Source organism: Kluyvera sp. 142486 (genome assembly GCF_046569695.1).
GTDB lineage: Bacteria > Pseudomonadota > Gammaproteobacteria > Enterobacterales > Enterobacteriaceae > Kluyvera.
The window spans coordinates 74,316-100,902 of the sequence record NZ_JBKHUI010000015.1 but is presented as its reverse complement, the minus strand read 5'-3'; the positions used below and the strand labels follow the sequence as shown (position 1 = coordinate 100,902).

20 protein-coding genes and 1 pseudogene are annotated in these 26,587 nt (G+C 55.7%); 9 read left to right on the top strand and 12 right to left on the bottom strand.

From position 1 onward, the window contains the following. Positions 1–69 precede the first annotated feature (69 nt). The 3 genes from mazG to rlmD form a co-directional block, all read right to left on the bottom strand. A complete protein-coding gene (gene mazG / locus ACLGE8_RS16820) occupies positions 70–861 on the bottom strand; it encodes a nucleoside triphosphate pyrophosphohydrolase (RefSeq protein WP_411000012.1) in 792 nt (263 codons plus the stop codon). Between the two features lie 112 nt (positions 862–973). Further along, positions 974–3,211, bottom strand: a complete 2,238-nt coding sequence (gene relA, locus ACLGE8_RS16815; RefSeq protein WP_395596175.1) for a GTP diphosphokinase — start codon at positions 3,209–3,211, stop codon at positions 974–976. Between the two features lie 50 nt (positions 3,212–3,261). Further along, positions 3,262–4,560 (bottom strand): 23S rRNA (uracil(1939)-C(5))-methyltransferase RlmD, encoded by a 1,299-nt coding sequence (gene rlmD, locus ACLGE8_RS16810; protein ID WP_411000011.1) that lies wholly within the window; start codon positions 4,558–4,560, stop codon positions 3,262–3,264. Positions 4,561–4,616: 56 nt separating this feature from the next. Between rlmD and barA the strand changes: the two genes are divergently transcribed. Continuing rightward, entirely contained in the window at positions 4,617–7,370 is a 2,754-nt protein-coding gene (gene barA / locus ACLGE8_RS16805; protein WP_411000010.1) for a two-component sensor histidine kinase BarA, read from the top strand. A 119-nt stretch (positions 7,371–7,489) separates the two neighbouring features. Here barA and ACLGE8_RS16800 read toward each other — a convergent pair whose 3' ends face one another. The 6 genes from ACLGE8_RS16800 to syd form a co-directional block, all read right to left on the bottom strand. Then, positions 7,490–8,629, bottom strand: coding sequence for a glycerate kinase (locus ACLGE8_RS16800; RefSeq protein ID WP_411000009.1), 1,140 nt, complete (start codon positions 8,627–8,629; stop codon positions 7,490–7,492). 62 nt (positions 8,630–8,691) lie between these two features. Next, positions 8,692–10,032 (bottom strand): glucarate dehydratase, encoded by a 1,341-nt coding sequence (gene gudD, locus ACLGE8_RS16795; protein WP_411000008.1) that lies wholly within the window; start codon positions 10,030–10,032, stop codon positions 8,692–8,694. Between the two features lie 220 nt (positions 10,033–10,252). Further along, positions 10,253–10,696, bottom strand: coding sequence for a flavodoxin (locus tag ACLGE8_RS16790; RefSeq protein WP_411000007.1), 444 nt, complete (start codon positions 10,694–10,696; stop codon positions 10,253–10,255). Between the two features lie 15 nt (positions 10,697–10,711). Further along, entirely contained in the window at positions 10,712–11,494 is a 783-nt protein-coding gene (gene truC, locus ACLGE8_RS16785; protein WP_411000006.1) for a tRNA pseudouridine(65) synthase TruC, read from the bottom strand. After that, on the bottom strand, positions 11,494–11,823 hold the full coding sequence (locus ACLGE8_RS16780) for a YqcC family protein (RefSeq protein ID WP_411000005.1): 330 nt from the start codon (positions 11,821–11,823) through the stop codon (positions 11,494–11,496). The genes truC and ACLGE8_RS16780 overlap by 1 nt, the downstream gene beginning before the upstream one ends. A gap of 633 nt (positions 11,824–12,456) precedes the next feature. Next, positions 12,457–13,002 (bottom strand): SecY-interacting protein, encoded by a 546-nt coding sequence (syd, locus tag ACLGE8_RS16775; RefSeq protein ID WP_411000004.1) that lies wholly within the window; start codon positions 13,000–13,002, stop codon positions 12,457–12,459. Between the two features lie 69 nt (positions 13,003–13,071). Between syd and queF the strand changes: the two genes are divergently transcribed. The 5 genes from queF (at position 13,072) to xni (ending at position 19,486) form a co-directional block, all read left to right on the top strand. Beyond that, positions 13,072–13,917 carry an NADPH-dependent 7-cyano-7-deazaguanine reductase QueF gene (queF, locus tag ACLGE8_RS16770; RefSeq protein WP_411000003.1) on the top strand — a complete coding sequence of 282 codons (846 nt, stop codon included), beginning with the start codon at positions 13,072–13,074 and terminating at the stop codon, positions 13,915–13,917. A gap of 115 nt (positions 13,918–14,032) precedes the next feature. Beyond that, on the top strand, positions 14,033–15,397 hold the full coding sequence (ppnN, locus tag ACLGE8_RS16765; protein ID WP_411000002.1) for a nucleotide 5'-monophosphate nucleosidase PpnN: 1,365 nt from the start codon (positions 14,033–14,035) through the stop codon (positions 15,395–15,397). Positions 15,398–15,898: 501 nt separating this feature from the next. Next, positions 15,899–17,188 carry an HAAAP family serine/threonine permease gene (locus ACLGE8_RS16760; RefSeq protein ID WP_185667989.1) on the top strand — a complete coding sequence of 430 codons (1,290 nt, stop codon included), beginning with the start codon at positions 15,899–15,901 and terminating at the stop codon, positions 17,186–17,188. Positions 17,189–17,240: 52 nt separating this feature from the next. After that, a complete protein-coding gene (locus ACLGE8_RS16755; RefSeq protein ID WP_220439944.1) occupies positions 17,241–18,608 on the top strand; it encodes an L-serine ammonia-lyase in 1,368 nt (455 codons plus the stop codon). Between the two features lie 122 nt (positions 18,609–18,730). Next, positions 18,731–19,486, top strand: a complete 756-nt coding sequence (gene xni / locus ACLGE8_RS16750) for a flap endonuclease Xni (protein WP_411000001.1) — start codon at positions 18,731–18,733, stop codon at positions 19,484–19,486. A 7-nt stretch (positions 19,487–19,493) separates the two neighbouring features. Here xni and ACLGE8_RS16745 read toward each other — a convergent pair. The 3 genes and pseudogenes from ACLGE8_RS16745 to fucA all read right to left on the bottom strand — a co-directional run. Continuing rightward, positions 19,494–19,577: pseudogene (locus ACLGE8_RS16745) on the bottom strand (hypothetical protein); the annotation flags it as partial. Further along, the gene (fucO, locus tag ACLGE8_RS16740) at positions 19,577–20,725 is read right to left on the bottom strand and encodes a lactaldehyde reductase (RefSeq protein WP_411000000.1); all 1,149 of its coding nucleotides are present in this window, start codon (positions 20,723–20,725) and stop codon (positions 19,577–19,579) included. The gene fucO and the pseudogene ACLGE8_RS16745, both read right to left, overlap by 1 nt. A 27-nt stretch (positions 20,726–20,752) precedes the next feature. Continuing rightward, the gene (gene fucA / locus ACLGE8_RS16735) at positions 20,753–21,400 is read right to left on the bottom strand and encodes an L-fuculose-phosphate aldolase (protein ID WP_410999999.1); all 648 of its coding nucleotides are present in this window, start codon (positions 21,398–21,400) and stop codon (positions 20,753–20,755) included. A 549-nt stretch (positions 21,401–21,949) separates the two neighbouring features. On the opposite strand from fucA, the gene fucP reads away from it, so the two are divergent. From fucP to fucK, 3 genes are all read left to right on the top strand, one after another. Beyond that, a complete protein-coding gene (gene fucP, locus ACLGE8_RS16730; protein WP_410999998.1) occupies positions 21,950–23,260 on the top strand; it encodes an L-fucose:H+ symporter permease in 1,311 nt (436 codons plus the stop codon). A gap of 32 nt (positions 23,261–23,292) precedes the next feature. Beyond that, positions 23,293–25,068, top strand: a complete 1,776-nt coding sequence (gene fucI, locus ACLGE8_RS16725; RefSeq protein WP_410999997.1) for an L-fucose isomerase — start codon at positions 23,293–23,295, stop codon at positions 25,066–25,068. A 100-nt stretch (positions 25,069–25,168) separates the two neighbouring features. Then, positions 25,169–26,587: an L-fuculokinase gene (gene fucK, locus ACLGE8_RS16720; protein ID WP_410999996.1), complete on the top strand. Its 1,419-nt coding sequence runs from the start codon at positions 25,169–25,171 to the stop codon at positions 26,585–26,587.

The following is a 26,587-nucleotide window of genomic DNA, read 5'->3' as shown; positions in this document are numbered from 1 at the left end:
GTTTTTGACGCAAATCAAGCGCTTGTCATTTAAGATTTCGCACTTTTCGCCCTTTCCCACAAAAATTCTTTAGAGATCAGATTCCTGCCGTTTTACCTGCTGCCAAACTTCTTCCATCACATCCAGATCCACGCCGGTCATTTCCAGGCCACGCGCGGCGACAATCCGCTCAACTTCGCGGAAACGGCGCTCAAATTTTTCGTTCGCCTTCTGCAATGCGGTCTCGGCTTTTACCCCTAAATGGCGAGACAGGTTAACGGTGGCAAACAGCAGGTCGCCCACCTCCTCTTCCAGTTTAGCTTCGTCGACCACCGCCTGCCTGGCTTCGTCCATCACTTCGTCGATCTCTTCGTAAACTTTATCGAGCACCGGGCCAAGCGTGGTCCAGTCAAAACCCACCGCCGAGCAGCGTTTCTGGATTTTGTGCGCCCGCATCAGCGCCGGGAAGGCGCGTGGGATATCGTCCAGCGCAGAGTGCTGCGCTTTTTCAGCCCGTTCAGCGGTTTTGATTTTCTCCCAGCGGGTCAACACTTCCTGGCTGTTTTCCGCGCTGGCGTCGCCGAAAATGTGCGGGTGGCGGCGCTCCAGCTTGTCGCTGATAGCGGCGCAAATATCGTTGAAATCGAAACGCCCCTCTTCCTGGGCCATCTGCGCGTAAAACACCACCTGGAACAACAGGTCGCCCAACTCACCGCGCAGGTCGTCAAAGTCTTCGCGCGCAATCGCGTCGAGCACTTCGTAGGTTTCTTCCAGCGTGTAGGGCGCGATGGAGCTGAACGTCTGCTCTTTATCCCACGGGCAGCCGTTTTCCGGGTCGCGCAGGCGCTGCATGATGCCGAGCAGTCGGTCGATTTGAGTCATGTGGAGATCCTGGAAATTTAAAAATGGGTAGGCCGGATAAGGCGTTTATGCCGCCATCCGGCGTTGTGAAATTGCCGGATGGCACCTTCGCCTTATCCGGCCTACAAGCGAATTAACCGCCGTGCAGTCGACGAGCGTCGATCACATCCGGCACCTGGTTCAGTTTGCCAAGCACGCGGCCCAGCACCTGCAGGTTGTAGATTTCGATGGTCATGTCGATAGTCGCCATCTGCTGCTTGGTGTCGCTACGGCTGGCCACGCCCAGCACGTTCACCTTCTCGTTGGCGAGAATGGTGGTGATATCGCGCAGCAGGCCGCTGCGATCGTTGGCCTGAACGCGCACCACCAGCGAGTAGCCTGCCGAGTAGCTTTCGCCCCATACGGCGTCAACGATACGTTCCGGCGCGTGCGACTGCAGCTCCGCCAGCTGTTCGCAGTCCGCCCGGTGCACGGAAATCCCGCGCCCCTGGGTGATAAAGCCAACAATCTCGTCGCCAGGAATAGGCTGGCAGCAGCGTGCAATGTGATGCATCAGATTGCCGACACCTTCTACCACTACGCGGCCGTTATCTTTGCTGCGGTTCTGCGGCGTATACGTCTTCTGCTGAAGCTGTTTCAGTGCGGCGGCATCCTGCTCGGCGGCGCTCGGCTTATTGAACTGCGCCTGCAGGAAATTCACCATCTGGTTGAGGCGAATATCTCCGCCGCCGATGGCCGCCAGCAGCTCTTCCACATCGTTAAAGTTGTAGCGCGGCAGCAGGTGCTTCTCGGCTTCCTTGAGGCTGATGCCCAGATGCTCCAGCTCGTCGTCGAGGATCTGCCGCCCGGCCAGCACGTTCTTGTCTTTATCCTGTTTACGGAACCAGGCGTGGATTTTCGAACGTCCGCGGCTGGTCGTCACATAACCAAGATTCGGGTTCAACCAGTCACGGCTCGGGTTCGGCTGTTTCTGGGTGATGATTTCAATCTGGTCACCCATCTGCAGTTGATAGGTGAACGGCACGATACGCCCGCCAATCTTGGCGCCGATGCAGCGGTGGCCGACGTCGCTGTGAATGTGGTAGGCGAAGTCCAGCGGCGTAGAGCCTGCCGGGAGGTCCACCACGTCGCCTTTTGGCGTAAACACATACACACGGTCGTCGAAGACCTGGCTGCGCACTTCGTCGAGCATTTCACCGGAGTCGGCCATCTCTTCCTGCCACGCAATCAGCTTACGCAGCCAGGCGATACGGTCTTCGTGGCCGGAACGTGGGCCGCTCGCCGCGCCAGGACCCTCTTTGTATTTCCAGTGCGCGGCAACGCCCAGCTCAGCGTCTTCGTGCATCTGCTTGGTACGAATCTGGATTTCAACCGTTTTACCGCCTGGGCCTAATACCACCGTATGGATGGACTGGTAGCCGTTCGGTTTCGGGTTTGCAACGTAGTCGTCGAACTCATCTGGTAGGTGGCGATAGTGAGTGTGCACTATCCCCAGCGCGGCGTAGCAGTCCTGTAAACGCTCCGCGACGATACGCACCGCGCGCACGTCAAACAGCTCGTCAAAGGCGAGGTGTTTTTTCTGCATTTTGCGCCAGATGCTGTAGATGTGTTTCGGGCGGCCGTACACTTCAGCCTTCACGCCTTCGGTCTTCATTTCGCTGCGCAGGTGGCCGACAAAATCGGAAATGTAGTGCTCACGGTCAATACGACGCTCGTGCAGCAGCTTCGCGATGCGCTTGTATTCAGCCGGGTGCAGATAGCGGAAGCAGTAATCTTCCAGCTCCCATTTGAGCTGACCGATGCCTAAGCGGTTAGCCAGTGGCGCATAGATGTTGGTACATTCTTTAGCCGCCAGCACGCGTTCATCTTCCGGCGCATCCTTCACTTCGCGCAGGTGGGCAATACGCTCGGCAAGCTTGATAACCACACAGCGGAAATCATCCACCATCGCCAGCAGCATGCGGCGGACGTTATCCACCTGCTCAGATGAGACCGCATCGGTATGGGTGGCTTTCAGTTGGCGAATTGCCGCCATGTCGCGCACGCCGTGAATCAGGGTCACGACGGATTGACCGGCACTTTCGCTCAGCACTTCTTCACTGACAACGTTAGCGTCGACTAATGGAAACAGCAGCGCGGCTCTCAGCGTGTCGTTATCCATACTCAGCGTGGAGAGGATTTCGACCATCTCTACGCCTCGCCACAGCATCAGTTCGGCGTCATCATGTCCCACGGTTTGGCGGCGACAATAATCCCAGGTCTCGGCTAAGCGTTCACACGACTGCTGGCTGGAAATTCCCAGACTTGCGATCCATTTCTGTGGGTCAAATTCACCAGCTTTATTGAGATGTGCACTTCTTACCGCAACCATTGTCCTCTCCTTTCAGGGACCGGCCTGTCGAAGTCGACAAGCCACCGTTATTACCTACGCTCAAACAGCACCATAGATTCCTGGTGCCCAGTGTGCGGGAACATATCAAGCATTGCCATACGCTGAATTTGGTACCCCGCATTCAGCAACGCCTCGCTATCGCGCGCCAGCGTCGCCGGGTTACAGGAAACGTACACCACCCGCGTTGGCGCTAATTTTATAACATGCTGCATCACGCCCGGTGCGCCAGCACGGGCAGGATCGAGTAAAACCTTGTCAAAACCATGTTTCGCCCACGCCTGAAGCGTGACATCTTCTTCCAGATTTTCGTGGAAGAAGGTGACATTCTCCAGGTGGTTCAGCGCGGCGTTTTCCCGCCCTTTCGCCACCAGCGCCGGGACACCTTCAACGCCGACGACGCTTTGTGCGCGGGTGGCCAGCGGCAGGGTAAAGTTCCCCATTCCGCAGAACAGATCCAGTACACGGTCGGTTGACTGTACATCGAGCCACGACAACGCCGTTGCAACCATCTGCTGATTCACGCCGTCGTTTACCTGAATAAAATCGCGCGGGCTGAAGGTTAAGCGTAGCCCGTCTGACGAATACCAGGGTTCTTCGCCGGTCACGCGTTCAAGTATCTCGCTTTCCGGCGCCAGATAAAGCGCAATGCCGGAAGAATGCGAAAAGCGTTCCAGTTTTTCTTTATCTTCATCAGAGAGTGCCGCCGTATGGCGCAGTACCATTAGTGGACCGTTGTCGGCACTAACTAGTTCAACGTGCCCAAGCTGACGTTTTCCCTTCAGGCTCGCCAGACATTCCCGCACGGCGGGCAGCAGCGCCTCAAGATTGGGCACCAAAACGGGGCACTGCACCACGTCGACAATATCGTTCGAATTCGCTTTGCGAAAACCCATCTGCAATGTTTGGGTTTTAGGCTGATAATTCACGCTCAGCCGCGCCCGACGGCGATATCCCCAGGGTTCGCCTGAGATAACTTCATCGACGTCGTGCTTCATTAACCGGTTCAGCGCCTCGCGCTTGCTGCGCTGTTGTAGTGCAACGGCAGCATGCTGCTGCTGGCAACCGCCGCAGACGCCAAAATGCGGGCAGCGCGGCGTTTCACGTTCAGAACTGGTGGTCAGACGGCGTTTTACCTGCCCGCGCGCGTACTGTTTTTTATCTTCCGTCAGGGTCACTTCCGCGCTTTCATCTGGCAATAACCCATTGATAAATAATGCTTTACCTTTGTGGCGCGCGACACCTTGCCCGAAGGGATCAAGACTGCTGACTGTCACGGTTATGATCTGGCGCGTCGTCACGCGCCGTTTTGCAGAGTAGAATTGCGCCATCGTAGAGATTGTTCTCAATCAAAAATATTGCCCTGATTCTCCCACAACGGACCTCCATGACCAACTACAGCCTGCGTGCAAGAATGATGATTTTGATCCTGGCGCCAACCGTACTCATCGGTTTATTGCTCAGTATCTTCTTCGTCGTACACCGCTATAACGACCTGCAGCGTCAGCTGGAAGACGCCGGTGCCAGCATTATTGAACCGCTCGCCGTCTCCAGTGAATATGGTATGAATTTGCAAAATCGCGAGTCGATCGGCCAATTGATCAGCGTATTGCATCGCCGTCATTCCGATATTGTGCGCGCCATTTCCGTTTACGATGAGCATAACAAACTGTTCGTCACCTCTAACTATCAACTGGACCCAAGTGAACTGCAACTGCCGCGCGGCACGGCATTTCCCCGAAGGCTAAGCGTCACGCGGCTTGGCGATATCATGATTCTGCGCACGCCGATTATCTCCGAGCACTACTCGCCGGACGAGTCGCCGCAGTCGGATGCCAAAACGCCGATCAACATGTTGGGCTACGTCGCGCTGGAGCTGGATCTTAAATCGGTGAGGCTCCAGCAGTACAAAGAGATTTTCATCTCCAGCGTGATGATGCTGTTCTGTATCGGCATTGCGCTGATCTTCGGCTGGCGGCTGATGCAGGACGTTACGGGGCCAATTCGCAACATGGTGAATACCGTTGACCGCATCCGCCGAGGGCAGCTCGATAGCCGCGTTGAAGGCTTTATGCTCGGCGAGCTGGATATGCTGAAAAACGGCATCAACTCGATGGCCATGTCGCTCGCTGCCTATCATGAGGAGATGCAGCATAACGTCGACCAGGCTACCTCGGATCTGCGGGAAACGCTGGAGCAGATGGAGATCCAGAACGTGGAGCTGGATCTGGCGAAAAAGCGCGCGCAGGAAGCCGCGCGTATCAAGTCCGAGTTCCTTGCCAACATGTCGCACGAGCTACGTACGCCGCTTAACGGGGTTATCGGCTTTACCCGCCTGACGCTCAAAACCGAGCTGAACCCAACCCAGCGCGACCACCTCAACACCATCGAGCGTTCTGCCAACAACCTGCTGGCCATCATCAACGATGTGCTCGACTTTTCGAAGCTGGAAGCCGGTAAGCTGCTGCTGGAAAGCATTCCCTTCCCGCTGCGTAACGCTCTTGATGAAGTGGTCACCCTGCTGGCGCACTCAGCCCACGATAAAGGGCTTGAGCTGACGCTCAATATTAAGAACGACGTGCCGGATAACGTTATCGGCGACCCGCTGCGCCTGCAGCAGGTGATCACTAACCTGGTGGGGAACGCCATCAAGTTTACCGAAAACGGTAATATCGACGTGCTGGTTGAGCAGCGTGCCGTCAGCAATAACAAGGTGCAGATTGAAGTGCAGATCCGCGATACCGGGATTGGTATTCCAGAGCGCGATCAATCTCGTCTGTTCCAGGCCTTCCGTCAGGCGGATGCCAGCATCTCCCGCCGCCACGGTGGCACCGGGCTGGGGCTGGTTATCACCCAGAAACTGGTGCGCGAGATGGGCGGTGATATCTCCTTCCACAGCCAGCCAAATCGTGGTTCCACTTTCTGGTTTAACATCAACCTCGATCTGAACCCGAACGTGATTGCCGATGGCCCGGATACCAGCAGCTTGAAGGGCAAGCGCATTGCCTACGTGGAGGCTAACGCCGCCGCGGCGCAGGCCACGCTGGATATGCTCGCTTCTACGCCGCTGGAGGTGGTCTACGCCGTCAGCATTGCCGCGCTCCCGGCTGAGTTTTACGACATTCTGCTGGTTGCCGTGCCGGTCTCCGTTCGCGACCTGAGTATTCACCGCGACAAGCTGAGCATGGCGCTGAAGATGACCGACCATCTGGTGCTGGCACTGCCGTGCCACGCGCAGGTCGACGCAGAAGCGCTGAAAAAAGACGGGGCATCAGCCTGTCTGTTGAAGCCGCTGACCATTACCCGATTAATGCCGGTGTTGCTGGAGTTTAGCCTCAGCACCTCTTCTCAGATTGCCGTTCCACATACCGAACATCGCCTGCCGATGACGGTCATGGCAGTGGACGATAACCCGGCCAACCTGAAGCTGATTGGCGCGCTGTTAGACGATCAGGTGCAGCACGTAGAGCTGTGCGAAAGCGGGCACCAGGCCGTTGAGTGCGCCAAGCAGATGAAGTTCGATCTGATTCTGATGGATATTCAGATGCCGGACATCGACGGCATTCGCGCCTGCGAGCTGATACGCCAGCTTCCGCACCAGCAGCAAACGCCGGTGATTGCCGTCACCGCTCACGCCCTTGCCGGGCAGCGTGAGAAGCTGTTGACCGCCGGTATGAACGACTATCTGGCGAAGCCGATTGAAGAGAACCGGCTGCACGATTTACTGCTGCGCTATAAGCCTGGGGTGAATGTGGTGCCTCGCCCGATTCACGCCGACCCGATTGAACCACCGGTCGACCTCAACGCGACGCTGGACTGGCAGTTGGCACTGCGTCAGGCCGCCTATAAGCCTGACCTGGCGCGCGAGATGTTGCAGATGCTGATAGCCTTCTTGCCGGAAGTGCGTAACAAAGTGGAAGAACAGCTGGTTGGCGAGCAGCCGGAAAATCTGGTCGATACCATTCATAAACTGCACGGTAGCTGCGGCTACAGCGGCGTTCCGCGTCTCAAGCATTTGTGTCATCTGATTGAGAGCCAGCTGCGCAGCGGCACGGCGGCGGAAGAGCTGGAACCGGAACTGCTGGAGCTGTTAGATGAGATGGATAATGTGACCCGGGAAACCCGGAAGATGTTGGGATAGGTGCTGTTCCCGGCGGCGCTTCGCTTGGCCGGGCTACCGTCTCGTAGGCCTGATATGGCAACACCGCCATCAGGCATTGGCGCACATTGCCGGATGGCGGCATAAATGCCTTATCCGGCCTACAGTTCTTGCCCTAATTTAATGGCGGCCGCAATATTCCGCGCCGCCTTTCGCACGTTCTCACCCGCTTCCGACAGCGCCTCCTCCAGCGTGCAAATGCGATACATCACGCTGAACACCGCATCAATCCCGTGCTGGTGTACCACGCCAACGTCCGGCGTCAGGCTGCCGGCAATGCCAATCACCGGAACCTGGTAGCGTTTAGCCACCTTAGCCACGCCCACCGGCACTTTGCCGTGAATGGTCTGGCTATCCATACGCCCTTCCCCGGTAATCACCAGACTGGCATCCGCCACCAGCGCATCAAGGTGCAGCGCGTCGGTAACAATCTCAATGCCCGGTCGCAGCGTTGCGCCGCAGAAAGCATACAACGCCGCCCCCATTCCCCCCGCCGCGCCGCCGCCCTCAAGCGTCAGCACGTCGTGGCCTAAATCCCGCTGAATACACGCTGCATAGTGCGTCAACGCCCGATCAAGATCCGCAACCATTTCCGGCGTTGCCCCCTTTTGCGGCCCAAACACCGCTGAGGCCCCCTCTTCGCCGGTTAACGGGTTGGTGACATCGCAGGCGACATCAATCTGGCAGCGCGACAGCCGGCTATCCAGCCCGCTGATATCAATACGTGCCAGCGCCGCCAACCCTGCGCCACCGGGCTGAATCGGCTTTCCTTCCACCGTTAACAACGTTGCCCCCAGCGCCTGCACCATGCCCGCGCCGCCATCATTGGTCGCGCTACCACCAAGACCGATAATAATACGGCGTACGCCGCTATCCAGCGCGTGCCGAATCAATTCTCCCGTACCCCAGGAGGTGGTTTTTAGTGGATTACGCTTTGCGACAGGCACGCTTTCCAGGCCGCTTGCCGCTGCCATTTCAATAAACGCACATTGCTCATCGCCGGAAATACCTAAGAAGCCTGACACAGGAGAACCCAACGGGCCGGTCACTTCAACCTCCAGCACTCGCCCCTGCGTTGCCGCCACCATGGCTTCTACCGTCCCCTCGCCACCATCGGCAACGGGTAGCTTGAAGTATTCAGCATCGGGGAACACATCACGAAAGCCATCCTCTATCGCACAGGCAACATCGAGCGCGCTCAGGCTTTCTTTGTAGGAGTCAGGGGCAATCACAATCTTCATTGGCTGTCCTTATGCGAGTTTGCGGTTGGGTTCTGCGTACTCCAGCAGAGTTGGCGGTAAGCTTAGCGCACCATACACGGACGTTTGTTATCAAACGTCCAGTTTGGGATCAGATACTGCATTCCCATTGCATCATCGCGCGCGCCGAGGCCGTGCTTTTTGTACAGCTCGTTGGCCTGCATCACCTGGTCCATATCCAACTCAACGCCCAGACCCGGTTTGTTCGGCACCTGCACCATACCGCCTTTGATTTCAAACGGTTCTTTGGTCAGGCGCTGATTACCTTCCTGCCAGATCCAGTGGGTGTCAATCGCCGTAATTTTTCCCGGTGCGGCAGCCGCCACGTGGGTGAACATCGCCAGCGAAATATCAAAGTGGTTATTGGAGTGCGAGCCCCAGGTCAGACCGAACTCATGGCACAGCTGCGCCACGCGTACCGAGCCCTGCATGGTCCAGAAGTGCGGGTCCGCCAGTGGAATATCCACCGATTGCAACGCCAGCGTATGGCCCATCTGGCGCCAGTCGGTGGCAATCATGTTGGTCGCCGTCGGCAGTCCGGTAGCACGACGGAATTCGGCCATCACTTCGCGCCCGGAGAAGCCCTGCTCCGCCCCGCACGGATCCTCGGCGTAGGCGAGCGTTCCCTTAAGGAATTTGCCAATCTTAATCGCTTCGTCCAGCGACCATGCCCCGTTCGGGTCAAGCGTCACACGCGCCTGCGGGAAACGTTTTGCCAGCGCCACGATAGACTCCGCTTCCTCTTCACCTGCCAGCACGCCGCCTTTCAACTTAAAATCGTTGAAGCCATACTTTTCATATGCCGCTTCTGCCAGACGCACCACCGCATCCGGAGTCATCGCTTCGTCATGACGTAGCCGATACCAGTCACATTTCTCGTCCGGCTGGCTTTGATACGGCAGCGGAGTTACATGGCGGTTTCCGATAAAGAACAGGTAGCCCAACATTTCAACTTCACTACGCTGCTGGCCTTCCCCCAGCAGCGATGCCACGTTCACGTCCAAATATTGGCCTAATAGATCCAGCATCGCCGCTTCGATACCGGTCACCACGTGAATAGTGGTACGCAGGTCAAAGGTTTGCAGGCCACGACCGGTAGCATCGCGGTCGGCGAAGGTACTGCGCACGGCGTTCAGTACGTTTTTGTACTCGCCCAACGTTTTCCCCACCACCAGTGGAATCGCATCTTCAAGAGTCAGGCGGATCTTCTCACCGCCGGGGATCTCCCCTACGCCCGTATGACCCGCGTTATCTTTGATAACCACGATATTGCGAGTAAAGAACGGTGCATGCGCCCCGCTCAGGTTCATTAGCATGCTGTCGTGTCCGGCAACCGGGATGACCTGCATAGACGTTACTACGGGCGTGGAAGTGTGAATCGACATGGTTCAATCCTTGTTAACAATAGCGATAACGAGAACGGCGCATAGCATTGAATATCTCGCTATCCATAAGATGGGATGACTTAACGCAGTATAGGAAGCGGCGAGCGGTAGCTCATCGTGCATATGCACAATTTTATTAGGGGATATTATGAGATGATATGGCTAATGTACAAATAGCAGCCGGTACGACAGTATCGTACCGGTGCCTTAAGAAGAGCGTTTATTTCAGCAGCGTTGCCCACTGCTCTACCCACGGATTGGAGATGCTCTCCGGCTCCGGGTCTTCAGACGCATCGATCATCAGCATCTCGCCGATGCGCTGTGCACCCTGTTCCTGCAACAGGTCGTCGAACCGCTTACCGCCGCCGCAGAAATTAGCGTAGGTGCTATCTCCCAGCGCAATAATGCCGTAGCGCAGGTGAGGCTGATACATATCCTGCAGATCGTTAAACAGCGGCACGATGCTATCAGGTAAATCGCCCTGCCCGGTGGTGGAGGTCACCACCAGCACGTACTTCCCGGTATAGCTTTCCCAATCGGCGACCATCGGGTCTTCAAACACCTTAGCCTGATGGCCAAGACCGCTCAGAATGGTTTCCGCTTCCTCGGCCACCAACAGCGAATTGCCGTACATGGTGCCGACAAAAATCCCTACTTCAGCCATGATTTAACTCCCTGTTTACTTCTCGATAGCTTCATCCTGACCGGAGTCGGCAACAAACTCAACCCTTTCATTCTCGGGGAGAAGCCCGCGCCAGCCGAAATGTGATAGCGCCTGCATCCAGATATCATCCAGCCCGGCGCGAATGATCAGCGGCTCGCCGGTAAACGGGTGGGTTAACGAGAGCTGGCTGGCGTGCAGCATCAGGCGATGACAGCCAAAATGCTCTGCGGCGCTGCGGTTCTGACGCAGGTCGCCGTGCTTGCTGTCGCCAAGAATCGGGTGACGAAGATGCGCCAGATGGCGACGCAACTGATGCTTGCGACCCGTTTTCGGCTCCAGCTCCACCAGCCCGTAGCGGGTGGTCGGGTAGCGCCCGGTAGCGACCGGCATTTCCACCGTCGCCAGACCGCGATAGTGGGTTACCGCCGGCTGCGGGTCTTTATTTTCACGAGCAAACTTATCGGCGATTTTATCGAGTTCTTCCACCAGCGGGTAATCGAGCACCGCATCGTCCGTCAGCCAGCCGCGCACGATGGCATGATAGCGTTTCTGCATCTGGTGCTGTTCGAACTGCTGCGACAGCAGGCGGCCAGCTTCGCTGGAGAGCCCCATCAACAGTACGCCTGAGGTTGGGCGGTCAAGGCGATGGGCGGTGAAGACGTGCTGACCAATCTGGTCACGCACCGTTTGCATCACCACCACTTTTTCATCACGGTCGAGCCAGCTACGGTGAACCAGCCAGCCGGAGGGCTTATTCACCGCCACCAGCCACTCATCCTGGTAAATGATTTCCAGCATCAGTGCGCATCGCTCACGAAGAAGGCGTCCAGCTGCTCCAGCGGCGGCAGAATGATCGCGCGCAGCGGATGGGCAGCATCCAGCGCCATTTCATAATAGGGAGCGATAGCAAAACCGGTTGGCAGCGGCATGCCGCCGTCGAGAAGTTGGTGCATGCGAGGAATCAGCACCCATTGCAGCCACTCTAACGGCTCCAGCGTATCCATACAGAACGGCTGGTCGCTGGCAAATGCGCTCTCATGCGGTGCCGTCTCCTGCCAGTGTTCATGCTGACGCAGCAGGGTTTCAATAAGCAGTAGTTGGTCGCGTAAGTTGTCGTGGCGTGTCATGGGAACCTCAGAGGAAACAAAATCGGGCGCAGGATATCACTAGTTGGCGGGAAACAAAAAAAGGGAGCACTGTAAAAACAGTGCTCCCGGTTCGTTTCGCAGCAATCCAGCTACTTTTGGTGCTCCCTGCTCGTCCGTGACAACTTTTCCTGTGGTCTCCTGACCATGTTCATCCATAAACGGTTGCATCCTGCATCACACCACCCCGATGTGATTTCACCCAATCCTTGAGTGTATCCTGATCTTCCTGATCCACCAGATATCCTGTCTGGCTCTCATTCTCCGTCCTGGAGGTGTCCTTTAACGCGTACCTGCGTTATCCTCTTGCTTCATCCTGAAGCCTTTCCTTGAATCACCTTCCCGGTGTGTCCTATGAAGCGTCATCCTCCTGATGTTCACTTCATTGTGCGACTCCCTGTCGACGTAGATAGAATCCGCTATTCCGCCCCGTCTTACAAGTGCCTCTCAGGCAAACACTTAAGGCTTATATGAGAGATTAAGCGCACAAAATTAATTTATCTCATTGATATACAACAAAATAACTAAGCAAATGGGATAAGTGTCTTACTTATATTCTGGCGATCTCTCACAAGGCGTGTAAGAGATCTCTCACAAGGTGATGGGCAAACTGTCTTACAGGAGAGGCTCAAGTTGAGTCAGGAAACTCGCAAGAGAGGAGGCAAGCGGCAGACGATTACGGGTTCCGAGCGTCTCTTTGACCACTTCACCGGTCACGTTGCACACGGAAATCACGTCCAGCTCGCTGTCCAGCGTGGCGATAAAAAGCGTCGGTGAAAGCTTCAGGCGCTTTTGCGTGACCAGGTGACCAATCAGGTTTTCCTGCACGCGACGGAAATCGTCGGGACTCCACACCTGCAGCAGCGTCAGGGTTTCGCCCATGAACATCGCGTGCATATCACCCGCATACTGAGTGGTATAATAGGTGTGAATGGGTTGTTGTACCACAATATCCATTGCGCGTTCAACGCCATTTACATTCTGCTCGCCGTCAAACGGCTGAGGCTGCCAGAGTACCTCATCATCGGTCGTTGAGACCTGGCACGGGGACGGAATGCCATAAAGTTCCTCACTGCGCGGCAGGCTGTTGTGCTCACGCTGCCAGGCATCGCAATAGCGTTGGGTGAAAGCGTGCAATGCGTCTGCGGTCTGCTGGTCCACGAATTTCTCTCTTCTGGTTAGCTAAGATACACTAGAAACAATAGTGTACCTGCTTTGTAACGGTGAAACATGTCTTCTTATGAGAACCACCAGGCGCTGTCTGGCCTGACCCTGGGTAAAACCACAGATTATCGCGATACCTATGACGCCTCTCTGCTTCAGGGCGTACCGCGCAGCTTAAACCGCGACCCGCTGGGGCTGCACGCTGATACCCTGCCGTTCCACGGCGCGGATATCTGGACGCTGTATGAACTCTCCTGGCTGAATGCCAAAGGGCTGCCACAGGTGGCCGTTGGCCACGTCGAATTGAGCCACGCGACGGTCAATCTGGTGGAGTCCAAAAGCTTCAAACTGTACCTCAACAGCTTCAACCAGACGCGCTTTGATAGCTGGGAAGCGGTACAGCAGACGCTGGAGCGCGATCTGAGCGCCTGCGCACAGGGCGTGGTGACCGTCGCGCTGTATCGCATCGATGAGCTGGAAGGCCAGCCTATTGCCCATTTCCACGGCAGCTGCATCGATAATCAGGATATCGAGATTGAGAGCTACGAATTCAACGCCGACTATCTCGACGGTGCCGCCGGGCAAAAAGTGGTGCAGGAGACGCTGGTCAGCCATCTGCTGAAGTCCAACTGCCTGATTACCCATCAGCCAGACTGGGGCTCTGTGCAGATCCAATACCGCGGCCCGCAAATCGACCGCGAGAAGTTGCTGCGCTATCTGGTTTCCTTCCGTCATCACAACGAATTCCACGAGCAGTGCGTCGAACGTATCTTCAATGACATTCTGCGCTTCTGCGCGCCGGAGAGCCTGAGCGTTTACGCCCGCTACACCCGTCGCGGCGGTCTGGATATCAACCCATGGCGCTCAAACGGCGAATTTGTTCCGGCCATCGGCCGTCTGGTACGTCAGTAAGCTTAACAAAATCTCAATTTTGCGCGCTTTGTTCCGCGCTGAGGTTGTAGTAAACGGGCCAGCGAGGCTATTGTAATCAGCAAGGAAGACGATTTTCGTCCCGTAAGGAGTTCACTTGATTACACATATTAGCCCGCTTGGCTCAATGGATATGTTGTCGCAGCTGGAAGTTGACATGCTTAAACGCACGGCCAGCAGCGACCTGTATCAATTGTTCCGCAACTGTTCCCTGGCCGTACTGAACTCAGGCAGCCTGACCGATAACAGCAAAGAGCTGCTGTCCCGTTTTGAAAGCTTCGACATCAACGTGCTGCGCCGCGAGCGCGGCGTGAAGCTTGAACTGATTAATCCCCCGGAAGATGCCTTCGTTGATGGGCGGATCATCCGCTCGCTGCAGGCCAACCTGTTTGCCGTGCTGCGCGATATTCTGTTTGTTTACGGGCAAATCCATAACACCGTCCGCTTTCCGAATCTCGATCTGGAAAGCTCAACCCACATTACCAACCTGGTCTTCTCTATTCTGCGTAACGCCCGCGCGCTGCACGTCGGGGAAGCACCGAACATGGTGGTGTGCTGGGGCGGCCACTCTATTAATGAAAACGAATACCTGTACGCTCGCCGCGTCGGTAACCAGCTTGGTCTGCGCGAGCTAAACATCTGCACCGGCTGCGGCCCAGGCGCGATGGAAGCACCGATGAAAGGCGCGGCGGTGGGTCACGCGCAGCAGCGCTATAAAGAAGGCCGCTTTATCGGCATGACCGAACCATCGATTATTGCTGCTGAGCCGCCTAACCCGCTGGTGAACGAACTGATCATCATGCCGGATATCGAAAAACGTCTGGAAGCGTTTGTCCGTATCGCCCACGGCATCATTATCTTCCCGGGTGGCGTCGGTACGGCGGAAGAGCTGCTGTATCTGCTGGGCATTCTGATGAACCCGGCGAACAAAGACCAGGTACTGCCGCTTATTCTTACCGGCCCGAAAGAGAGCGCCGACTACTTCCGCGTGCTGGACGATTTTGTCGTGCATACGCTGGGCGAAGGCGCACGCCGTCATTACAAAATCATCATTGATGATGAAGTAGAAGTGGCGCGCCAGATGAAGAAAGCAATGCCGCTGGTGAAAGAGAACCGTCGCGATACCGGTGATGCCTACAGTTTTAACTGGTCGATTCGCATTGCGCCGGACCTGCAAATGCCGTTCGAGCCATCGCACGAAAATATGGCGAGCCTGAAGCTCTATCCCGATCAGCCGGTTGAAGTTCTGGCCGCCGACCTGCGCCGCGCCTTCTCTGGCATCGTGGCGGGTAACGTGAAGGAAGTCGGTATTCGCGCTATCGAAGAGTTTGGGCCGTACAAGATCCACGGTGATAAAGAGATGATGCGCCGCATGGACGAGCTGCTGCAGGGCTTCGTGGCCCAGCACCGTATGAAACTGCCCGGCTCCGCCTATATTCCCTGCTACGAAATCTGCGCCTGAGTCTGACCTCAGCGTAATTCACTACTCTTCCGGCGGTCTTTTCCGCCGGAATTTCCCCCAAAACCGCTCGCTTAACTGCATCTATTCATTCATAGCCAATCGTTTGCGTACGTTATCCGACCATATATTATTAGCAATAGTTATGATTAAGCGCTAAAAAACGCCATTTTCACCATTTTTATCAGCAAAAACATCGTATTTACCCCCTCTACCATTTACCACACATACTGCGAATGGTAGCCTTCGCGACCATTAATTTCTGCATATATTGCATTTACAGTAAAAACGCCTGCAATAGCCCACACTAAAAGTGGATTATTACATTTGCGATCATGATCACTGATACATTTACCAGTTAAATGTACATTTGCGCTCGTCTAAAACGGTATCGGGTAAAAATCACAAAAAAGCCGATACTTATAAAATTTAATATTGGTTTTATCGTTCTTTTTATTTTATTTGACTAAAAAATTAGCATTTTCCTTCCTCCAGGAGATACAGATGGAAAACACTCAAACCAGCACTATCGTCACAGCAGAATCTGCTAGCGGATGGCGCAAAACAGATACAATGTGGATGCTGGGTCTTTACGGCACTGCAATCGGTGCAGGCGTATTGTTCCTGCCAATCAACGCCGGCGTTGGTGGCATGATCCCGCTGATCATCATGGCTATCCTTGCTTTCCCGATGACCTTCTTCGCACACCGCGGCCTGACCCGCTTCGTGCTGTCCGGTAAAAACCCGGGTGAAGACATCACAGAAGTGGTTGAAGAGCACTTCGGTATCGGCGCAGGTAAACTGATTACCCTGCTCTACTTCTTCGCTATCTACCCAATCCTGCTGGTTTACAGCGTGGCAATCACCAACACCGTTGAGAGCTTCCTGGCTCACCAGTTGCACATCACGCCGCCACCGCGCGCGCTGCTGTCGCTGATTCTGATCGTCGGCATGATGACCATCGTTCGCTTCGGTGAGCAGATGATTGTTAAAGCGATGAGCATCCTGGTGTTCCCGTTCGTAGCAGCCCTGATGGTACTGGCTCTGTACTTGATCCCACAGTGGAGCGGTGCGGCGCTGGAAACACTGTCCTTCAGCAGCGCAGCCTCTACCGGCAACGGCCTGTGGATGACCCTGTGGCTGGCAATCCCGGTTATGGTGTTCTCCTTCAACCACTCACCAATCATCTCCTCCTTCGCGGTCGCGAAGCGTGAAGAATACGGCCAGGGCGCAGAGAAAAAATGCTCCTCCATTCTGGCTCGTGCACACGTAATGATGGTGCTGACCGTTATGTTCTTCGTCTTCAGCTGCGTACTGAGCCTGTCCCCAGCGGACCTGGCGGCGGCAAAAGAGCAGAACATCTCCATCCTGTCTTACCTGGCGAACCACTTTAACGCGCCGGTTATCGCCTGGATGGCACCGATTATCGCGATTATCGCTATCACCAAATCCTTCCTGGGCCACTACCTGGGCGCCCGTGAAGGCTTTAACGGTATGGTTATTAAGTCTCTGCGTAGCAAAGGCAAAACCATCGAAATCAACAAACTGAACAAAATCACTGCGCTGTTCATGCTGATTACCACCTGGATCGTGGCAACCATGAACCCAAGCATCCTGGGCATGATCGAAACCCTGGGCGGCCCAATCATCGCGATGATTCTGTTCCTGATGCCGATGTATGCTATCCAGAAAGTACCGGCAATGCGTAAATACAGCGGTCACATCAGCAACGTCTTCGTTGTCCTGATGGGTCTCATCGCTATCTCCGCTATCTCCTACTCTCTGTTTAGTTAATCACCCTGCGCCGCCCCCAGGGCGGCGCACTTCAATACCATAGGGACGCCTCATGATTAGCGTATTCGATATCTTCAAAATCGGCATTGGTCCTTCCAGCTCACACACCGTTGGGCCAATGAAAGCAGGCAAACAGTTCACGGACGACTTGATTGCGCGTGGGATCCTCAATGATATTACTCGCGTAGTCGTCGATGTTTACGGCTCACTCTCTCTGACCGGTAAAGGTCACCATACCGATATCGCCATCATTATGGGTCTGGCAGGAAATCTGCCTGATACGGTCGATATCGAGTCTATCCCGGCGTTTATCCAGGATGTGAACACCCACGGTCGCCTGATGCTTGCTAACGGTCAGCACGAAGTGGAGTTCCCCGTTGACCAGTGCATGAACTTCCATGCCGACAACCTCTCCCTGCATGAAAACGGCATGCGTATCACCGCACTGGCGGGCGATAACGCCGTTTACAGCAAAACCTATTATTCCATCGGCGGTGGCTTTATCGTCGATGAAGAGCACTTCGGTCAGCAGACTGAAGCGCCGGTGGCCGTACCTTACCCGTACAAAAATGCCGCCGATCTGCAGCGTCACTGCAACGAAACCGGGCTGTCACTCTCTGGCCTGATGATGAAAAACGAACTCGCGCTGCACAGCAAAGAAGAGCTGGAAAAGCATTTCGCTGACGTCTGGGCCGTGATGAAAGGCGGTATTGAACACGGCACCACCACTGAAGGCGTCCTGCCGGGTAAACTACGCGTTCCGCGCCGCGCTGCAGCGCTGCGCCGCATGCTGGTGAGCCAGGATAAAATCAGCAGCGACCCAATGGCGGTAGTGGACTGGATCAACATGTTCGCGCTGGCCGTTAACGAAGAAAACGCCGCCGGCGGCCGCGTAGTGACGGCGCCAACCAACGGCGCCTGCGGGATTGTTCCTGCGGTGCTGGCGTACTACGACAAGTTCATCCGCGAAGTAAACGCTAACTCGCTGGCGCGCTACATGCTGGTCGCAAGCGCGATTGGCTCACTGTACAAGATGAACGCCTCTATCTCCGGCGCTGAAGTGGGCTGCCAGGGTGAAGTGGGCGTGGCCTGCTCAATGGCGGCTGCCGGTCTGGCAGAACTGCTAGGCGCAAGCCCTGCGCAGGTATGCATCGCCGCGGAAATCGGCATGGAGCATAACCTCGGTCTGACCTGCGACCCGGTCGCCGGCCAGGTTCAGGTACCGTGCATCGAGCGTAACGCCATTGCTTCGGTGAAAGCGGTGAACGCCGCGCGTATGGCGCTGCGCCGTACCAGCGAGCCGCGTGTCTGCCTCGATAAGGTTATCGAGACCATGTACGAAACCGGTAAAGACATGAACGCCAAGTATCGCGAAACTTCTCGCGGTGGCCTGGCAATGAAAGTAGTGGCCTGCGACTAACGTCATCCCCCCCAGAGGCCTCGCGCAGTTTTGCGAGGCCTCTTCCCGTTTTATCCCCCGCCAATAGCCTCGCTGTGCCCTGAATGTTACCCTTACCGCTCGAATCGTTAGGGAGAACACCTGTGGCCGTCCATTTGCTGATTGTTGATGCACTCAACCTGATACGCCGTATTCATGCCGTTCAGGGTTCCCCCTGTGTGGAAACCTGCCAGCACGCGCTGGATCTGCTGATTGCCCACAGCCAGCCGACTCACGCGGTGGCGGTGTTTGACGATGAGGCGCGTAACAGCGGCTGGCGACACCAGCGTCTTCCTGACTACAAGGCGGGCCGCCCGCCGATGCCGGACGCTCTCCACGCCGAGATGCCCGCGCTGCGTGACGCTTTCGAACTGCGCGGCGTTCGCTGCTGGGTATCCAGCGGGAACGAAGCCGACGATTTAGCGGCAACGCTGGCGGTGAAAGTGGCTGGCGCGGGACATCAGGCCACCATCGTCTCCACCGATAAAGGCTACTGCCAGTTGCTCTCGCCAAATCTGCGCATTCGCGACTATTTCCAGAAGCGCTGGCTCGACGTGCCGTTTATCGAAAACGAATTTGGCGTCCAGCCACATCAGCTGCCGGACTACTGGGGCCTGGCAGGTATCAGCAGCTCGAAGGTGCCGGGTGTGGCGGGTATTGGCCCGAAGAGCGCCACGCAGCTATTGACACAGTTCCCGACGCTGGAGGCGCTGTATGAGCATCTGGATGAGGTGCCGGAGAAATGGCGCAAGAAGTTGGTTGAGCACCGGGAGATGGCATTTTTATGCCGCGATATCGCACGACTGAAGACCGATTTGCATATTGATGGGAATTTACAGCAGCTGCGGTTGGTACGGTAGCCTGGTTGCCGGATGGCGGCGTAAACGCCTTATCCGGCCTACGGGTTTGTAGACGGGTAGGCCGGATAAGCACAGCGCCATCCGGCAACATCACCACGCTATCTGATATAATTCGACGATATCGGCCACACTCGCTTCACGAGGGTTCCCCCCCGTGCATACATCATCAAAGGCTGCCTGGGCCAGCGCCGGGATATCTTCTTTACGCACACCGACGTCGCGTAAATGCAGCGGAATACCAACATCACGATTCAGCGCAAATACCGCATCAACAGCGGCCTCCCGCGCGTGCTCCAGGCTCAGCGCTTCCACTTTCTCACCCATTGCGCGCGCAATATCACGGAACTTCTCGCCGGTGTGCTCGGCGTTATAGCGCATAATATGCGGCAGCAGGATGGCATTCGCTACGCCATGGGGCGTGTTATAAAACGCCCCCAGCGGGTGCGCCATTCCATGAACCAGCCCCAGGCCCACGTTGGAAAACCCCATCCCTGCGACATACTGCCCTAGCGCCATGGCTTCACCGGCCTCACGTTCGCCCATCACTGAACCACGCAATGCGCCCGCGATAATTTCAATCGCTTTAATGTGCAGCGCATCCGTCAACGCCCATGCGCCGCGCGTAATGTAGCCTTCAATCGCATGCGTCAGCGCGTCAACGCCGGTCGCCGCTTTCAGCGCGGGTGGCATGCCGTCCATCATATCGGCATCAATAAACGCCGCCTGCGGAATATCATGCGGGTCGACGCAGACAAACTTACGTCGCTTCTCTTCATCAGTGATGACATAGTTAATGGTCACTTCCGCCGCCGTGCCTGCCGTCGTTGGAATGGCCATCACCGGAACGCTTGGCCTGCGCGTTGGCGATAGCCCTTCCAGGCTACGCACATCCGCAAACTCCGGGTTATTGCTGATAATGCCAATAGCTTTACAGGTGTCCTGAGGTGAGCCGCCGCCAATGGCGACCAGATAGTCGGCCCCACTTTGCTCAAACACCTTCAACCCCGCTTTCACGACCTGGATTGTCGGATTCGGGATCACGCCATCGTACATCTCCCACGCGAGCCCTGCGGCGTCCATTTTGCTGGTCACCTTCGCCACCACGCCGCACTGTACTAACACCTTATCCGTCACAATCAACGCTTTGTGGTAGCCACGACGTACCACTTCATCCGTTAGCGCAGCCACTGCTCCCCGGCCAAACCACGCCGTTTCGTTCAAAATCATTCTGTTCGCCATCGCCCGTCTCCTTCTCGCTTTGCACGATCACTCTTCGATGCGTAATCCGTAGGTTTTAAATTTTTCCAGCACAATGGCTATCGCATCATCATCAAGCACCGGAACCGGGTCGACGATGGCCAGCGTACTGAGATAGAGCTGCGCCAGGACCTCCACCTCGTGCGCCAGCCACAGGGCTTTCTCCAGATTCTCTTCACAGGCAATCAGCCCGTGATGCTGCAACAGCGTCGCCTTACGGTTTTTAAGGGCGACCGCCACAAATTCGGATAGCTCGCGCGTCCCGAACGTCGCATAGGGCGCACAAGGAATAGAGTTGCCCCCTGCTGCGGCAATCATGTAATGAATAGCCGGGATAGGACGGTTGAGTATTGCAACGGCCGTACAGTGGACAGCATGGTTATGGACAACCGCATGTGCATCAGGGCGTGTCTGGTAAGCCGCCATATGAAAACGCCATTCGCTGGAGGGCAATTTCCCCTCTTCATGCTGGCCATCGGCATCAATATAAACAATGTGCGATTCGGTCAACTTCTCATAAGGGATCCCGGTCGGCGTAATCAACATCCCACCTTGATAGCGCACGCTAACGTTACCTGCGGTGCCCTGATTCAGCCCCAGACGGGTCATTTCCAGACACGTATCAATGATCTGCCGCGCCAACATATTTCGTTCCATTCTTTACCTCTCTCGATGATTCAAACACGCCAACAGAACCGCGTTGTTATTCTGTTGAATTAAGCTTGTATTTGTTCACCATATTCATACCGGAGAGTTATAAAGGAATTCAGACAACTTTAATTTGTGACCATGGTCAACTAATCGATACGGATAACTATCTACACAGGGTTATTGCCATCCTAAAAAATGACCGCTATGAGCAATATTTATTGAAACGGGCATTTCTTTCATTTTGCTCTTAACAAATGACCGTTTCCGCAACAATAAATTAAATCGGTCATCATCGCTGTGGGTTTTAATTTACTTTCACCTCAAACGGGCATCGTTATTTATAAATTAAAGTGACAGCAATCACATAAAAAAATCCTCTAATGGCTAAGTGTGACCGCCATCATATTAAACACCTTCATTTACTCGAAAATGCATTCATGAGTTCATTCCTGAACGCCAGCCAGATTAATACAGGAAAGCGTAGCGAACTCTTCTATTTAGGGTCTGAAAGCAGCAATGACCACACTCTGACGCTTCTGAATCAACGAGGATGTTATGGGCAACACGACAATACAAACACAGAGCTTTCGCGCGGTGGATGCAGGACAAAGCCGCCGTTACATCATTCCTTTCGCATTACTTTGCTCACTATTTTTTCTTTGGGCTGTCGCTAATAATCTTAATGACATTTTATTACCACAGTTCCAGCAAGCATTTACACTCACTAACTTCCAGGCCGGGCTGATTCAATCCGCTTTCTATTTCGGTTACTTTGTCATTCCTATCCCTGCCGGGATACTGATGAAAAAATTAAGTTACAAAGCAGGCATTATAACCGGATTATTCTTATATGCGATCGGCGCTGCTTTATTCTGGCCCGCTGCCGAAGTAATGAATTACACATTATTTCTGATTGGCCTATTTATTATCGCCGCAGGGCTAGGTTGCCTTGAGACGGCGGCAAACCCTTTCGTTACCGTATTAGGGCCAGAGAGCGGCGGGCACTTCCGTCTTAATCTCGCGCAAACATTTAACTCTTTTGGGGCCATTATTGCGGTTGTCTTTGGGCAAAGTCTTATTCTGTCTAACGTGCCACATCAATCTCAGGATGTGCTCGATAAAATGTCGCCTGAACAGCTGAGCACCTATAAACACAGCCTGGTGCTATCGGTGCAGACGCCTTACATGATTATTGTCGCCATTGTCTTAATCGTGGCGCTGCTGATCATGCTGACCAAATTCCCGGCATTACAGAGTGACGATCACAGTGACAGCAGCCAAAGTTCATTCTCCGCTTCACTCTCCCGTCTGGTGCGCATTCGTCACTGGCGCTGGGCGGTGCTGGCGCAATTCTGCTATGTCGGTGCACAAACCGCCTGCTGGAGCTATCTGATCCGCTACGCTATCGAAGAGATCCCCGGCATGACGCCCGGCTTCGCCGCCAACTACCTGACCGGCACGATGGTCTGTTTCTTTATCGGCCGCTTCTCCGGCACCTGGCTTATCAGCCGCTTCGCCCCGCATAAAGTGCTGGCGGCCTATGCCCTGCTCGCCATGGTGCTGTGCCTGATCTCCGCCTTCACCGGGGGCCATATCGGCCTGCTGGCGCTGACGCTGTGTAGCGCATTCATGTCAATTCAGTACCCAACCATCTTCTCTCTGGGTATCAAAAATTTAGGCCAGGACACCAAATACGGCTCGTCATTTATCGTTATGACCATCATCGGCGGCGGCATCGTCACGCCGGTCATGGGCTTCGTCAGCGACGCCGCAGGCAATATCCCCACCGCAGAGCTGGTGCCCGCCATCTGCTTCGCCGTCATCTTTATCTTTGCCCGTTTCCGTTCTCAAACGGCAACGCACTAACCCCTTTTTCCGAATAACGTGAGGAGTCTGTAATGAAAAAAATCAGCTTACCGAAAATTGGTATCCGCCCGGTGATTGATGGTCGTCGCATGGGGGTAAGAGAATCACTGGAAGAGCAAACCATGAACATGGCGAAAGCCACCGCTGCGCTGCTGAGTGAAAAACTCCGCCACGCCTGCGGCGCACAGATTGAATGCGTGATTGCCGACACCTGCATCGCGGGGATGGCGGAATCCGCCGCCTGCGAAGAGAAATTCAGCAGTCAGAACGTCGGCGTCACCATCACCGTTACGCCGTGCTGGTGCTACGGCAGCGAAACTATCGATATGGACCCGATGCGCCCGAAAGCTATCTGGGGCTTTAACGGTACCGAACGCCCAGGTGCCGTCTACCTTGCCGCCGCGCTGGCAGCACACAGCCAGAAAGGTATTCCGGCCTTCTCAATCTACGGCCACGACGTGCAGGATGCTGACGACACCTCGATTCCTGCGGATGTCGAAGAAAAACTGCTGCGCTTTGCCCGCGCAGGCCTGGCGGTTGCCACCATGAAAGGCAAAAGCTATCTCTCCGTTGGCGGCGTATCAATGGGGATTGCCGGTTCCATCGTCGACCATAACTTCTTTGAATCCTGGCTGGGCATGAAGGTTCAGGCAGTTGACATGACCGAGCTGCGCCGCCGGATTGACCAGAAAATTTACGATGAAGTCGAGCTGGAAATGGCGCTGGCCTGGGCGGATAAAAACTTCCGCTATGGTGAAGATCAGAACGCACAGCAGTATAAGCGCAATGAAGAGCAAAGCCGCGCGGTGCTCAAAGAGAGCCTGCTGATGGCGATGTGCATCCGCGACATGATGCAGGGCAACAAAACGCTGGCGGCCAAAGGTCTGGTTGAAGAGTCGCTCGGCTACAACGCCATTGCCGCTGGCTTCCAGGGGCAGCGCCACTGGACCGATCAATACCCTAACGGCGATACCGCCGAAGCGCTGCTGAACAGCTCCTTTGACTGGAACGGGGTGCGCGAGCCCTTTGTCGTCGCCACCGAAAACGACAGCCTGAACGGCGTAGCCATGCTGATGGGCCATCAGCTAACCGGCACCGCCCAGGTGTTCGCCGACGTCCGTACCTACTGGTCGCCGGAAGCGGTTGAACGCGTCACCGGCAAACCGCTCACCGGCCTCGCCGAGCACGGTATCATCCACTTGATTAACTCCGGCTCCGCGGCGCTGGATGGTTCCTGTAAACAGCGCGATGCCAACGGCAAGCCAACGATGAAACCACACTGGGAAATCAGCCAGCAGGAGGCAGACGATTGCCTGGCCGCCACCGAATGGTGCCCGGCGATTCATGAATATTTCCGTGGGGGCGGCTTCTCTTCCCGCTTCCTCACCGAGGGCGGCGTGCCGTTTACCATGACCCGCGTGAACATCATCAAGGGCATTGGTCCGGTACTGCAAATTGCCGAGGGCTGGAGCGTCGAGTTGCCAAAAGAGATGCATGACCAGCTTGATGCCCGGACCAACTCCACCTGGCCTACCACCTGGTTTGCCCCGCGTCTTACCGGTAAAGGCCCTTTCGCCGACGTCTATTCCGTCATGGCGAACTGGGGCGCTAACCATGGGGTCCTGACCATCGGCCACGTTGGTGCTGACTTTATCACCCTCGCCGCCATGCTGCGTATTCCGGTTTGCATGCATAACGTTGAAGAGTCGAAGATTTATCGCCCTTCCTCCTGGTCTGCACACGGTATGGATATTGAAGGTCAGGATTATCGCGCCTGCCAGAACTATGGCCCGCTGTATAAACGTTAATGCGGCTTTGCCCGGTGGCGCAAGCTTACCGGGCCTACGGGTGCGTGAACCGTAGGCCGGATAAGCGTAGCGCCATCCGGCGACGTTTATGGAGTTATATATGAAACAAGACGTTATCCTGGTTCTCGACTGCGGCGCGACCAACGTCCGGGCGATTGCCGTTAACCGGCAGGGAAAAATTGTCGCCCGCGCCGCCACCGCGAACGCCAGCGACATCGCCGTCGAAAATAGCGCCTGGCACCAGTGGTCCCTGGAAGCCATTCTGCAGCGCTTTGCGGATTGTTGCCAAAAGCTGAAAGCAGAGCTGTCATCCTGCCAGATACGGGGGATTACGGTGACCACTTTCGGCGTGGACGGTGCGCTGGTTGATGAACACGGCAAGCTGCTCTACCCGGTTATCAGCTGGAAATGCCCGCGTACCGCCGCCATCATGGAAAACATCAGCCGCTTAATTCCCGCACAGCGGTTGCAGGCCATCTCTGGCGTCGGCGCGTTTGCGTTCAACACGTTATATAAAATGGTCTGGATAAAAGAGAACCATCCGCAGTTGCTCGAGCAGGCACACGCCTGGCTGTTTATTTCCTCGCTGATAAACCATCGTCTGACCGGCGCGTTCACCACCGATATCACTATGGCAGGCACCAGCCAGATGTTGGATATCCACCAGCGAGATTTCAGTGCCGAAATACTCCAGGCTACCGGCCTGCCGCGTCGCCTGTTCCCGCGGTTGGTGGAGGCCGGCGAGCACATTGGCACGCTGCAATCTGATGCCGCCAACCTGCTTGGCCTTCCCGCCGATATCCCGGTTATCTCCGCAGGCCACGACACTCAGTTTGCGCTGTTTGGTGCCGGTGCCGAGCAGGATGAACCGGTGCTCTCATCCGGAACCTGGGAGATCCTGATGGTTCGTAGCGCGCAGGTGAATACGCCGTTACTCAGCCACCACGCGGGCTCAACCTGTGAGCTGGACAGCCGTCCGGGCTTGTACAACCCCGGGATGCAGTGGCTGGCTTCCGGCGTGCTTGAGTGGGTCCGTAAACTGCTGTGGACGGAAGAGACGCCGTGGCAAACGCTTATCGAAGAGGCGCGGATCGTTCCTGAAGGTGCGGAGGGCGTCACCATGCAGTGCGATCTGCTGGCCGGTCAGCAGGCTGGTTGGCAAGGCGTCACGCTCAACTCCACCCGCGGGCATTTCTATCGTTCGGCGCTGGAAGGCTTAACGCAGCAGCTGGCGCGTAACCTTCAGACGCTGGAAAACATCGGCCATTTCAACGCCACGGAACTCCTGCTGGTGGGCGGCGGAAGCCGCAACACGCTGTGGAACCAGATTAAAGCCAACGTGCTCGATATTCCCATCAAGGTGCTGGATGACGCAGAAACAACCGTTGCCGGCGCCGCTATGTTTGGCTGGTACGGCGTCGGCGAGTTTACCAGCCCGGAAGAGGCCAGAGCGCAGGTGAACTACCAATACCGTTATTTCTATCCGCAAACCGAACCAGAACTTATCGAGGGCGCTTGA

Coding starts and splice junctions, on each gene's coding strand:
- mazG (WP_411000012.1), bottom strand. CDS start 861: ATGACTCAAATCGACCGACTGCTCGGCATCATGCAGCGCCTGCGCGAC.
- fucK (WP_410999996.1), top strand. CDS start 25,169: ATGAAACAAGACGTTATCCTGGTTCTCGACTGCGGCGCGACCAACGTC.
- truC (WP_411000006.1), bottom strand. CDS start 11,494: ATGCTGGAAATCATTTACCAGGATGAGTGGCTGGTGGCGGTGAATAAG.
- relA (WP_395596175.1), bottom strand. CDS start 3,211: ATGGTTGCGGTAAGAAGTGCACATCTCAATAAAGCTGGTGAATTTGAC.
- ACLGE8_RS16755 (WP_220439944.1), top strand. CDS start 17,241: ATGATTAGCGTATTCGATATCTTCAAAATCGGCATTGGTCCTTCCAGC.
- queF (WP_411000003.1), top strand. CDS start 13,072: ATGTCTTCTTATGAGAACCACCAGGCGCTGTCTGGCCTGACCCTGGGT.
- barA (WP_411000010.1), top strand. CDS start 4,617: ATGACCAACTACAGCCTGCGTGCAAGAATGATGATTTTGATCCTGGCG.
- ACLGE8_RS16760 (WP_185667989.1), top strand. CDS start 15,899: ATGGAAAACACTCAAACCAGCACTATCGTCACAGCAGAATCTGCTAGC.
- fucP (WP_410999998.1), top strand. CDS start 21,950: ATGGGCAACACGACAATACAAACACAGAGCTTTCGCGCGGTGGATGCA.
- fucO (WP_411000000.1), bottom strand. CDS start 20,725: ATGGCGAACAGAATGATTTTGAACGAAACGGCGTGGTTTGGCCGGGGA.
- fucA (WP_410999999.1), bottom strand. CDS start 21,400: ATGGAACGAAATATGTTGGCGCGGCAGATCATTGATACGTGTCTGGAA.
- fucI (WP_410999997.1), top strand. CDS start 23,293: ATGAAAAAAATCAGCTTACCGAAAATTGGTATCCGCCCGGTGATTGAT.
- ACLGE8_RS16780 (WP_411000005.1), bottom strand. CDS start 11,823: ATGACACGCCACGACAACTTACGCGACCAACTACTGCTTATTGAAACC.
- ACLGE8_RS16800 (WP_411000009.1), bottom strand. CDS start 8,629: ATGAAGATTGTGATTGCCCCTGACTCCTACAAAGAAAGCCTGAGCGCG.
- ACLGE8_RS16790 (WP_411000007.1), bottom strand. CDS start 10,696: ATGGCTGAAGTAGGGATTTTTGTCGGCACCATGTACGGCAATTCGCTG.
- gudD (WP_411000008.1), bottom strand. CDS start 10,032: ATGTCGATTCACACTTCCACGCCCGTAGTAACGTCTATGCAGGTCATC.
- rlmD (WP_411000011.1), bottom strand. CDS start 4,560: ATGGCGCAATTCTACTCTGCAAAACGGCGCGTGACGACGCGCCAGATC.